This is a genomic window from Bdellovibrionales bacterium, assembly GCA_019750295.1.
In the GTDB taxonomy this organism is placed as follows: Bacteria; Bdellovibrionota; Bdellovibrionia; order Bdellovibrionales; family JAGQZY01; genus JAIEOS01.
In genome coordinates this window covers 20,087-30,625 of record JAIEOS010000015.1, presented here as the reverse complement: position 1 = coordinate 30,625, position 10,539 = coordinate 20,087, and the positions used below count along the sequence as shown (strand labels likewise).

The 10,539-nt window shown below is 46.6% G+C and carries 13 protein-coding genes; 10 read left to right on the top strand and 3 right to left on the bottom strand.

All coding sequences use genetic code 11. The annotated features are described in order from the left end of the window. The 7 genes from flgK to K2Q26_04350 form a co-directional block, all read left to right on the top strand. Positions 1–897 (top strand): flagellar hook-associated protein FlgK (flgK, locus tag K2Q26_04380; protein ID MBY0314730.1); only part of this gene is annotated, 897 nt, incomplete at its 5' end. Between the two features lie 6 nt (positions 898–903). After that, a complete protein-coding gene (gene flgL, locus K2Q26_04375; GenBank protein MBY0314729.1) occupies positions 904–1,929 on the top strand; it encodes a flagellar hook-associated protein FlgL in 1,026 nt (341 codons plus the stop codon). 80 nt (positions 1,930–2,009) lie between these two features. Further along, a complete protein-coding gene (csrA, locus tag K2Q26_04370; protein ID MBY0314728.1) occupies positions 2,010–2,249 on the top strand; it encodes a carbon storage regulator CsrA in 240 nt (79 codons plus the stop codon). Between the two features lie 216 nt (positions 2,250–2,465). Continuing rightward, on the top strand, positions 2,466–3,005 hold the full coding sequence (locus K2Q26_04365) for a flagellar assembly protein FliW (GenBank protein ID MBY0314727.1): 540 nt from the start codon (positions 2,466–2,468) through the stop codon (positions 3,003–3,005). Between the two features lie 169 nt (positions 3,006–3,174). Then, positions 3,175–3,777: a hypothetical protein gene (locus K2Q26_04360; GenBank protein MBY0314726.1), complete on the top strand. Its 603-nt coding sequence runs from the start codon at positions 3,175–3,177 to the stop codon at positions 3,775–3,777. A 158-nt stretch (positions 3,778–3,935) separates the two neighbouring features. Further along, positions 3,936–4,643: a hypothetical protein gene (locus K2Q26_04355; GenBank protein MBY0314725.1), complete on the top strand. Its 708-nt coding sequence runs from the start codon at positions 3,936–3,938 to the stop codon at positions 4,641–4,643. A gap of 1 nt (position 4,644) precedes the next feature. Further along, a complete protein-coding gene (locus tag K2Q26_04350; GenBank protein MBY0314724.1) occupies positions 4,645–5,538 on the top strand; it encodes a 50S ribosomal protein L11 methyltransferase in 894 nt (297 codons plus the stop codon). A gap of 33 nt (positions 5,539–5,571) precedes the next feature. On the opposite strand, the gene K2Q26_04345 is transcribed toward K2Q26_04350, so the two are convergent. Next, positions 5,572–6,129 (bottom strand): hypothetical protein, encoded by a 558-nt coding sequence (locus K2Q26_04345; GenBank protein MBY0314723.1) that lies wholly within the window; start codon positions 6,127–6,129, stop codon positions 5,572–5,574. Between the two features lie 171 nt (positions 6,130–6,300). Between K2Q26_04345 and K2Q26_04340 the strand changes: the two genes are divergently transcribed. The 3 genes from K2Q26_04340 (at position 6,301) to rfaE2 (ending at position 8,593) form a co-directional block, all read left to right on the top strand. Further along, the gene (locus K2Q26_04340; GenBank protein ID MBY0314722.1) at positions 6,301–7,044 is read left to right on the top strand and encodes a 16S rRNA (uracil(1498)-N(3))-methyltransferase; all 744 of its coding nucleotides are present in this window, start codon (positions 6,301–6,303) and stop codon (positions 7,042–7,044) included. A gap of 126 nt (positions 7,045–7,170) precedes the next feature. Further along, positions 7,171–8,130 carry a hypothetical protein gene (locus tag K2Q26_04335; GenBank protein ID MBY0314721.1) on the top strand — a complete coding sequence of 320 codons (960 nt, stop codon included), beginning with the start codon at positions 7,171–7,173 and terminating at the stop codon, positions 8,128–8,130. A gap of 4 nt (positions 8,131–8,134) precedes the next feature. Then, the gene (rfaE2, locus tag K2Q26_04330; protein MBY0314720.1) at positions 8,135–8,593 is read left to right on the top strand and encodes a D-glycero-beta-D-manno-heptose 1-phosphate adenylyltransferase; all 459 of its coding nucleotides are present in this window, start codon (positions 8,135–8,137) and stop codon (positions 8,591–8,593) included. On the opposite strand, the gene K2Q26_04325 is transcribed toward rfaE2, so the two are convergent. Both K2Q26_04325 and K2Q26_04320 read right to left on the bottom strand, forming a co-directional pair. Beyond that, complete coding sequence (locus K2Q26_04325; GenBank protein ID MBY0314719.1) at positions 8,583–9,302, bottom strand: hypothetical protein; 720 nt, start codon at positions 9,300–9,302, stop codon at positions 8,583–8,585. The genes rfaE2 and K2Q26_04325 overlap by 11 nt on opposite strands. 31 nt (positions 9,303–9,333) lie before the next feature. After that, positions 9,334–10,431: a hypothetical protein gene (locus K2Q26_04320; protein ID MBY0314718.1), complete on the bottom strand. Its 1,098-nt coding sequence runs from the start codon at positions 10,429–10,431 to the stop codon at positions 9,334–9,336. Positions 10,432–10,539 lie beyond the last annotated feature (108 nt).

The following is a 10,539-nucleotide window of genomic DNA, read 5'->3' as shown; positions in this document are numbered from 1 at the left end:
GCCTCGGAGATCGCCACGCTCAACGGGCAGGTTCAAAAAGTCGAAATCAGCGGCGGCTTTTCCAACGACGAAAGAGATCGCCGAGATCTTTTGATTAAAAAAATGGGCGAGCTTATTGATATCAAATGGGCCGAGGGCGAAGATAAAACTGTCACGATCTCGACGGGCAATAATGCGATTTTAGTAGCAGGTCTCGATTCCAAACGCTTAGAGGCAGTGCCCACTCCTGGGAATGAGTCGAAAGCTGAAGGCGATTACGATATCGTCTATTATCATCACGAATACGCAGAGCCATTAGTTCTTACCGATCGAATTAAAGGTGGAAAACTCGGTGGAGTTCTCCATGTGCGGGATCAAGAGGTTCGCGGATTCCAGCAGCGCATTGATTCCATGGCTTACACTCTCGGTAAATCGATCAATGATGTTCACGAGCAAGGTTATAATGCCTTTAATATGGCCGGAACTCAGTTCTTTGAACCCCTTGCGAATGATAAAGATGCAGCGGCTAATTTTCGGTTGAATACTCAAGTTCAAGCGGATGTGGGCCGTATCGCTGCGGCCTTTGATCCGAATCTTCCCGGTGACAATCGCGTTGCCAATATGATTGCCGACATCCAACACAAAAAGGGAATGTTCGATGGAAACACCTCCATCGATGAGTACTACAATGGCATGGTGGCGGAGTTAGGTCTTCGCACCCAGAAGGCCAACCGCCAAGCCGAAGTTCAAGCGGGCGTGGTTAAACAATTAGAAAATCTTCGCGAAAGCATCAGTGGTGTGAATATCGACGAAGAAGTGGCGAGTATGATTGAGTGGCAAAAACAATTCGACGCTTCGGCCAGAATTATTCGCACGGCCGATGAGATGTTAGATACTGTCCTTAATATTAGAAGGTAATAAAAAATGCGCGTAGCCGATAAGATGACCTATAACCATGCCTTGAACGCGATTCAAAAGAATCGTCAGGATCTATTGGTTCACCAAAATCAGGCGGCCACGCAAAAACGGATAAATAAACCTTCGGATGATCCACTGGGTGCAGCTCGAGTGTTAGAAGCTCGCACCGAGCTTGCGGGTTATGAGCAATACAAACGAAACATTCTATCGGCGAAGGAGTTTGTCGAAGTTTCGGAAACCTCTTTAGGGCAGATAAACGAGCTTTTAATCCGCGCGAAAGAATTGGCCATCGACCAGGCGGATGATGCGGCTAATGGTGCAGAGTCGCGAGCGATCGTTGCGAAAGAAATTCGTCAGATTTACGAGCAGACGGTGAATATTGCCAATCGTCGCTTTGGCGATCGCTTTTTATTCGGGGGATACAGCACGCAGCAGACTCCATTTGATATGACGGGGACTTACTTTGGGGATGATTCCGAGATCGAAGTTCAGCTGGATAAGAATTCTTACATCACAATGAATATTCCGGGCAGCACGGTATTCCTTGGTCAAAAAGTAGCTCCACCGATGTCGAAAGAAGACCAACAGAAGTTGCAGGAGCAAGGCTATGTCGAAACTCGCGGACCGGCCTCGGTTGAAACCTCCATCGCATCGCAGACACTCGCGAACAGTGAAGCCGGACATTGGGGTAATAAATCGGTGAACATTTTCGAAACGTTAAGAGATCTCGAAGTGGGTCTCTTAGCCAACGATAAGCGCGTCGTGCAAAACTCTTTGGATTATTTGGACAGCGCTCTCTCACAGGTGAATCAAGCTCGAGGAGAACTGGGATCTCGCATCTCGTCTCTCAACGCCGGGTTAGAAACTTTACAAAAGCTCAACGTGGATAAGAAGGTCGTGCAGTCTGAGATCGAGGACGTGGACATGTACGAGTTGGTAAACAATTTAAATAAGACACAGAACCAACTAGAGGCATCATTGCAGACATCCGGTAAGATGGTTAAGCAAAGCCTTCTTGACTTTATCAGGTAGTGAAGTTAGCAACATAGGTCAGTTTATTACTGGGCAATTTCTCAAAATTTGCGCTTTGACCAGGATGTTGAAGGAGCTTCATGTTAGTTCTCACAAGAAAACTCGGCGAAAGTATCGCAATCGATGACCACATCAAAATTCGCGTTGTTCAAATAAAGGGCAAGCAGGTTCGCCTAGGTATCGAAGCGCCCAAAGACACAAAAATCCACCGCGAAGAAGTTTACCTTTCGATCCAAGATCAAAACAAACAGTCCTCGCAGTCGACCTCCGAAAAATCTCAAGCTGTCGCTCAATTGCTAAAAACGCCCAAAGGCGAATAACCCCTCTAATTCCGGAATTCGGGTGTACCCGTTAACCGGTATACGAGAACTCCTGTCTTTAATTATGACCAGGTGCACGGCAACCTAGTCTCTGGGCTAGAAATTTAACTTGAAATTATTTCACCGGACAGTCTAATATTTGGGTAACCGCTAGGCTTACCTGTGGACTAAAAGTAACAGGGAATTGATTGGGGATTCGCCTGGGGGAGGGGAGAAATGCAAATCCAAACATCACGCTTTGGGAATATTGAGATTGGTACTGAGGACGTCATTACGTTCCCAGAAGGTTTGCTAGGTTTTGTGGATCTAGAAAAATTCGTATTACTCGATGATCCTAATGATGAGATCTTTGCCTGGCTTCAGAGCTGCGAAGAACCAAGTATTGCATTCCCTGTTTTAGAACCCGAACTTTTCCTTGAAAACTTTCAATCTCGAATCAGCCCGAGCGATCTCAAAGTGCTTAAGGCCAATTCCGAAAAAGAGCTTCGTCCTTTCTGCATCATTACAATTCCCGAAGATCCTACGCAAATGACCGCAAATTTAAAAGCTCCGATCATGATCCATGTGACGAACAAGACCGGTCGTCAGTGCGTACTTCAGGATAACAAACTCGAAATTCGCGAGCCGATCTTTAGCAAGCTTCAGCAGCGAGTTGTCCAGGGAAGCGCCCACTCTATTAAGAGTCGTGCGGCCGAGGCCGGAGTCGCTGTTCGCATCACTCATCCTGCTAAGAAACCTCCGACCGCGGAAGTTTAGTCCCAGCCTACATCCAGCGCCATCATCTTGAGTGGGCGCCTTGAGCCAGAGTGAGCTTTCTCATCCTGAGCGAATGTTTAAGCGCTCACCTTTGGTGAGACGACGGATCGCTTTTCCATTGTCGCATCCCTGATTTGATGCTTAAATTTTAGAATCAAAAGGGAGTTTTATGAAATTCATTTCTATACTTTTACTATCTGCACTTTTTGTCGCGTGTGCCTCTCAATCCGCTCCCAGAAGTTGGAGAATGCCCGCTCAGTTTCAGCCGCGTTCACAGGGTCCACAGCAACAAGATGACGAGCAAATGTCACCGGCCGAAGAGGCTCGCATCCAAGCTTTAATGGAACAATGGGATCGGGAAACCCAGAGAGTGAGTGGAACATTTAGTGTTCGAAATCACATGCAACTCCAGCCCGTGCCACAAGCTCCGAATACTCCCCGAAGGCCTTCTGCTTACGGTGCGGTCAACTGTGTGCATGATCAAAATGTTTACTGCACAGCTACGTACTCGATCAATTTGTCCCAAAGAAATAACTGCATGCCATCGGGCGTAGGTCGATCTCTCACGGTGGTCAACCCTGACCCACAAAATCCTGCATTCCTGGACGAGAATGGATATTTAGTAGGAGTGATGTGCTTAAGTCGCCAAACTCAGCAGCCGGTAGATATTTCTCCAGACACTCTTTACAACTGCGGTTTCTTTGCGAGAACACAGAGTGCGCCTCAACAGCAATACTCTCCGCCACAACAACCTCAGGGCATTCGTCAGTAGGCTTGATCTCTGACAGAAAAATGCAAATAAAGCTCGCAGAACTGCGGGCTTTTTTTATTTGAACTAGACTAAAGTTCGTCATCAAATTCTCAAAATGAGCCGATAGATTATTAGGTGGTGAAACCATCTTAACTTTGATCTAACGACGGAGTCGGCGAATGAATAAATCAGTAATCCTCATGATTTTTGTAATGACCTCAATCATTGAGGTTCAAGTCAAAGCGGCCACCGAAGCGGTGATTATTGAAGTTCGAAAAAATCTGCCACTTTCTAAGCAAGACAAATCTTATCGTCAGTACTTTATCAATGGCGGAACGGCGATGGGTTTACAAAAAGGTTCGACGGTCGAAGTTCTTCGTCGCTTACCGGTCCACGATCCTTTAAAGAATGCCTCCGTTGGTGATCTTAAGGTGAAGGTGGGTGAATTGGAAATTATTCACGCTGACGGACGGTTGAGTGTGGCGCGCGAATTGAGCATGGAAACTCCAGAGCAACGACCCTTATTAGATTACGAAGCGTTTATGGTCGGCGATCGCTTGGATCTAGGATCAATTAAAGCGGGAGCCGCAGTGAAAAACGCAGGGCTCTCTTCACAAGATCCTCAGTCCAAAGAAATCGCTTTACTCGATAAAAAAACGAGTGCTAAAGATCTCGTTGCAGAAGGGAAAAGACACCTTGCGAGCCTTGAGTCGAATGCACCGGCAAAAGCTCCGGCTCCGTTGGCAGCGAAAGCTTCCGCAAAGGCGAAAAAAGCAAAGTCTCCTGGCCGCACGATCAGAGCAGGTAAGCCTGCCACGCAGGTTGTAAAATCCCAAGCGTCGCTTCGTGCTCCGGCGAGCATCTCGCAAGTGTCTAAGAAAAAATAATTTGGACTCCGCAAATACCAGTGATTACTTTGAAGTTTATGTTTCCGATATCGCCCGTGAGTTAGAAGACGACGTCACGGTTTATCTTTTCGAAATCGGCGCGCTCGGTGTGAGCGAAAAATTAGATTTCGAGCAGCCCGATGTTCGATTTAATCCCACATTGAAGCCTAAAAAATCAATTCATCTCGTCGGCTACTTTGATCTTTCGCAAAATCCATTGCGCATTCGTGAGTCGATTCAAAATAAATTTTCGCAAGCGTCGGTGTTAGTGGTGCGCGAGCAGGCGAAGGACTGGTTAGAGGAATGGAAGAAAGGGTACGAACCTTTCTCACTTTGTGACGGCGATATCTGGGTTGTTCCGAGCTGGCGACCAGTTCCTCCCGAGGCTAAAATTCCATTGTTTATCGATCCGGGAATGGCGTTTGGAACCGGTACGCACGAGACCACTCAGATCTGTAGTCAATTGATCACGCAAGTGCTTAAAGAGAAAAAAGTCACTCGGGCCTTCGACATCGGAACGGGCACGGGAATTCTCGCCATGGTGATGTCTAAATTGGGCGTGAGCGAAATCGGGCAAAGTGATATTGATCTTGAATGTAAGCGCGTCTCCCTCGAAAATCTGGCGCTCAATAAAATTACAAATGTCGATTGGTACGAAGACATCACGGCCTACTCAGGAGATCTCGATCTGATCGTCGCTAACATCATCGACGGAGTTCTTCTCGAACTGCAACCCGAAATCAAAGCCGCCGCCGGTCCCGGAACCCAAATTCTCCTGAGCGGAATTCTCCTCGAGAGGGAAAAAGAATTCCTCGCCGACTTCACCAAAAACTGGCCCCTCAAAGTCAAACACCGTATCGCCATGAAAGAATGGGTCGGCTTCTGGCTCCAATAGGTACCCGGTACCTTTTGCGGATGCGAGACGTCATTATAGGAGCTCGGTTTCAAGAGAGCTGGGTTTGCCGGTATTTCTATTGCTGGGAAAGAACATCTTTGACTTGCGTAAGGCCTTTTTCATTTGTATTTCGTGTTCAATGCTCGGACGTATATTCAACCATTTCAATGTATCGTCTCTAAAATTCGGTTCGAACAATAAAGTGTCTTCCATCAATGGAATAATTAGTTTTTTGTTTCCGCAAAGACCGGCCAAAGTTGAATAGGGATAGTTTTCCACATGATCGCATATTCCGGCTCGAAGTGGATTTTGATAGATATATTTATAGGTATTTATAAAATAATGGTAACTCGACAGATGAGTTTTATAATTTCTCGCCCCATAAGTTTGATTAATCCGACCTGTTAATCTCGTAATCTCCTTGCTGGTCTCTCGCAGAAAATAAAGTAATGCGTCACTTAGATTACCCTCGGGTGCGGTGAGAACCAAATGAAAGTGATTCGACATGAGCACAAAAGCATGGATCCGCAGTTGATAGAGATGCCCGACGAGATAAAGGTAGTCCTCCATTACGTTCCAAACGTCGGGCATGGGAAGAGTAAACCACTCCTGGTTGTGGCAGCGAGCGGAAATATGATAGGGATCCTGTGGGCAAATAGGTATAATTTTTCTAGGCATAGAATTAGAGTGTGCGGATAGAATGCCTGCATTAAAACAAAACGATGCGGTGCCTCCGCAAAAGGTACCGGGTACCGGAGGATTATGCGTAGATATTGGTTGGGTGATCTTGATCGACAGAAATCTCAAATTACCTTTGATGGAGAAATTTTCCATCACATCTGTGTGGTTTGTCGGCAGGATGTGGGATCTAAATTTGAAGTTTTGACCAGCACCGGTTGGGCCGCTCTTGTTGAAGTGATCGAAGTCGGAAAAAAATCGGGTGTTGCAAAGGTTATTGAGTGGCGCGAAGTTCCGGCGTTGCCCAAACCGCATATTCATCTTGCGCTGTCGGTTCCTAAAATAGCCACTCTCGAAGGCGTCCTTGAAAAGTCGGTAGAGATGGGTGTGCACTCTATTCATCCTTTCTTTTCTGATTTTAGTTTTGTTAAGACACAGTCCTCACTTCTTAAAGATAAACGGAAGCGCTTCGAAAAAATTCTAATCTCGGCAACTCAACAGACTGGCAGGGCCGATCGTTTGAATTTGACCGAGGCCGTGCATTTGGACGAGCTTTTAAAGACGTTTAAGACTCAGGAGAAAACCGCCGGAGTTTTCGCCTACGAGGGTGAGGGGGGCTCATTAAAAGCCGCTCTTCAAGAGGTTCAGGGTAAGATCGATCATATCTGGATTTTCGTGGGCAGTGAAGGCGGGTTCTCTCACAAAGAAGTGGAACTGTTTAAATCGATTAACCTTTTTCCTGTCTCATTGGGTCAACAGGTGCTGCGAGTCGAAACGGCTTGCGTCACCTTGCTGGGCATCATAAAGTATGAGCTGGGTGTGATTTAGAACTGCTCTTATTTTTTCGGACACTCCTGTCCTCAGACAGCCGCGGGAAGCGGAACTCGGCCATGAGCGTCCGAAAAAATAAGAGCAGTTCTAAATCACAGCCGCATGCGAAATAGGAGCAGTGAGATGGAAATGGATGATTTTGATTTTAAGCCGATCACGACGGGGCTTGGGTTTGATAAAAAGGCCGAAGAGGTTAAGAACATCAAGGTCAACACCACGGCGTCTCGCAAATCGGGAGCCTATCGCACCGAGGATCTTCTCTCAAAACCCGATGCCACTCCTTCTGTCTCTCCCAAACGGGAAGCGGTAAAGCCTGATATTTTCGAGAAGCCCGTGGATTGGGATACGAAAGCTCCATCAAAGACAAGTCATTCGATTGCAGAGTTGATGAGTGCCCTCCCTCCTTCGATGGATATTTTTGATGAGAAAAAAGTTCCTCCAAAAAATTCTGGCAAAGAAGTGGTTAAAGTTTATCGACCCATCGGTCGCAGCGAATACGAGTCTCCTCTCAACAAAGATCTTTCGGCCGAAAAAGAAATCTCGGCCATTCTTGATGAGCGCGTGGATGTGAGTCTAAACAACACTTTAGAAAAAGCATTCCCTCAAGTGGGTTTCCGCCGGCCCTTCTTTCACCAATCTGTCGAAGTGCGCGAGCAATATGTTTCGGTTTCGTCGAGTTTTACTTCGGCGCTGCTGGATGGTCTGGTGATCCTGGGATTGACGGCGTTATTTATGGTCGGACTTGTTGTGCTCACGGGTATTGATTTGATCGCCGTTGTTTTGCACCCGGGAACACCACTGCAAACGTCCATGGAAGTGGCGACCATTACTTTTGGGATTTATCTTTTGTACTACATGGCCGCTCGGGGCATTTGGGGTTCGACTCTGGGTGATTGGGCCTTTGATATTCAACTGGGTATGGAGCCCGACCGTGGCCACTGGTATTATCCGTTCCAAGTGATTGCACGAATGATTTTGATTGCGGCCACAGGCTTTGTGATCGTCCCTCTGGTTTCGTTTATCGCGAAGCGTGATGTGGCTTATTACTTTAGCGGACTTAAACTCTACATGAGAACCTACTAAGCTCATGTGGACGCCTCCCGATCTCACTACAGTTTTAAATCAATGGCGCAGTGAAAAGAAAAAAATCGTTTTCACTAATGGCTGCTTTGATCTTTTACACATCGGTCACGTTCGTTATTTGGCCGAGGCTAAAAAACTCGGAGATGTCCTCATCGTCGGAGTCAATTCAGATGACAGCGTTAAGCGTTTAAAGGGGCCACAGCGCCCCATTCAAACCCAATCGGATCGAGCGGAAATTTTAATGGGTCTCAAATCCGTGGATCATGCCGAAATCTTCACACAAGATACACCGGAAGAATTAATACGGAAAGTTCACCCGGATATCTTGGTCAAAGGTGGCGATTGGAAAGTGGAGCAAATTGTTGGCGGAACCTACGTTCAAGGCTATGGGGGACAAGTGTGGTCTCTGAATTTTATCGAAGGCCGATCCACCACTCAAATTATCGAAAAAGCTACCAAGTAAATCCAAATTTAGCAGTATAGACTTCTTCGTCATAGCGATCATAAGACAGCGTCAGACTCATTATCGAATAGCGAAAGACCGCACCTAGGGAAACGTGCAGGGTTGCTGTCGATTCCTGCTGATTATTCATAGAATCCGTGACGCCAAAAGTGCCACCGTTAAATTTTCCAACGGAACGGGCATGACCAATTCCGGAGAAAAGAGCGAAGCTCTCCCAATCGAGACCCATGAGAAGATCCCCACCAATATTTCGAGTGGTGAGCTGGTTGTTAAAATTGGCGCTACTTCCATGAAGTAAAATCGAAGAGTAGAATAAATTTTGGCTTGAGCGAAAAAAGTTATAGCGAAACATGGCGCCCACTTCAGAAAGACCTAAGCTCTCGGTGTAGGGAATAAAGTGGAAAAAGATATCGGCGCGTTCAAACAATCCCTTACCGATGAGGATCTTAGGGTAGTACAAAAAATTATTATCTCCTGGGCTCGTAATGTATTGGGAGACATTGTCGATATCCATCATCTCCATCATGAAGCTCACTTCCAATCCGTTATCACTTCCCAAAGGTTTTACGCTTGTTAGATTTTTACTAGAGGTGCTAAGTCCCAACGTCTTTACCAGTTGCGTGCGATCAGCGGCATTAAGGTTATTCGTCAGGCGGAATTCGGCGTGACTCATTTGAAATGCGGTAATTAAGCTGAGAAGGTAAAGCATGTCCCGCCATCATATGTGGGGGAGCTCAAAATTACAAGTTGATGTAACGATTGACCGTATTCATCGTTTGTTGAGCTTCGGCCTTTACGGTCGCGTCAGAGGACTTGAGGTGAGTTGTCGTAATCACTTCCGCCGCATTTGCAATCTTGCTAATTGCCGATGCGGAATTGGATTTCACCGGAGTGGGTTGTGTGGTCTGTTGAGTTATGCCGCGGGCGTATTTTTCAGTCGCGGCCCGAACCACACGCAAGGCTTCAATTGTTGTTCGTGGGGATCCAGAGCTAGTGGCCTTTAATGCGGTAACAATATAGTTGAGTCGAGATGCATCGGTGTAATTCGCCACTTCGTTATTCGCCGTCGTGCGAAGAGTAGCGTCAGTATCATTGTGTTTAATCCAAGTGAGTTGCGAAAAGCTCCGTGCACTGGGCGTCGAGGATAAGGCTAATAAACCGTATTCGCGCAATTGATCGCGCTCATCGTGACTCATATCATCGACGACCGTGTAAAACACACTCGGAGAAACTTTCTTGATTTGATAGGAATCGATAAGCTTCATAACAGCTTCGTACTCTACTTTTCTAAAAATGGGATCGACCCAAAAATCGACGGTATCCAGGTTTTCTTCTTCTTTTTCCTTTTCTTGTTGGGCTTGCTGAGGATTGGCTGCCGCGAGTCCGGTGCCACCCCCGTTGATCATAGAAGAATTAGATAAAGAGTCTGACATTTTCTTTTTGCGAGCGGACTCCTTAGCTTTTGCTAAAGATAATCGCGCTTTCGAAATTCGAACTTTTTTCTTTTTGTCTTTCTCAAGGGTCACTTTTGCGACTTGTGAGAGATGACTAGTGTCTTCCGAGACAAAGGCGTTTGCATGCTGATAGGCCGTCGGGCTTGATATATATTCGTAATTCACTTTAGGTGATGTGGGAAGATTGGGTTTGGCCTCTCTAAAGCGCCGACCACGATCGCCACCCGATCTGTAGGCGACCTCTAGGCCATCATCGTCATAATCCATAGCGTAGCGTTGCGATTGGGTCTTTGTTTTGTCAGCCCCCATAAACGCAAAGGCTCCACCCATCAGCAGGCAGAAGGCCACGATATAGAATTTGTTGTTAGAATCGAACTTCCCCATACGCTTTACTAATGCATGGCGAATGCCAGGTGGGGAGCCGGCTTAAAGCGACTGTCGAGGGAAAGCTGTCTAGTTTTTTGACAGCTGTTTATTGAATTGAGACAAAGC

Coding starts and splice junctions, on each gene's coding strand:
- K2Q26_04360 (MBY0314726.1), top strand. CDS start 3,175: ATGAAATTCATTTCTATACTTTTACTATCTGCACTTTTTGTCGCGTGT.
- flgL (MBY0314729.1), top strand. CDS start 904: ATGCGCGTAGCCGATAAGATGACCTATAACCATGCCTTGAACGCGATT.
- K2Q26_04355 (MBY0314725.1), top strand. CDS start 3,936: ATGAATAAATCAGTAATCCTCATGATTTTTGTAATGACCTCAATCATT.
- K2Q26_04345 (MBY0314723.1), bottom strand. CDS start 6,129: ATGCCCGACGTTTGGAACGTAATGGAGGACTACCTTTATCTCGTCGGG.
- K2Q26_04325 (MBY0314719.1), bottom strand. CDS start 9,302: ATGCTTTACCTTCTCAGCTTAATTACCGCATTTCAAATGAGTCACGCC.
- K2Q26_04365 (MBY0314727.1), top strand. CDS start 2,466: ATGCAAATCCAAACATCACGCTTTGGGAATATTGAGATTGGTACTGAG.
- rfaE2 (MBY0314720.1), top strand. CDS start 8,135: ATGTGGACGCCTCCCGATCTCACTACAGTTTTAAATCAATGGCGCAGT.
- K2Q26_04320 (MBY0314718.1), bottom strand. CDS start 10,431: ATGGGGAAGTTCGATTCTAACAACAAATTCTATATCGTGGCCTTCTGC.
- csrA (MBY0314728.1), top strand. CDS start 2,010: ATGTTAGTTCTCACAAGAAAACTCGGCGAAAGTATCGCAATCGATGAC.
- K2Q26_04335 (MBY0314721.1), top strand. CDS start 7,171: ATGGAAATGGATGATTTTGATTTTAAGCCGATCACGACGGGGCTTGGG.
- K2Q26_04340 (MBY0314722.1), top strand. CDS start 6,301: ATGCGTAGATATTGGTTGGGTGATCTTGATCGACAGAAATCTCAAATT.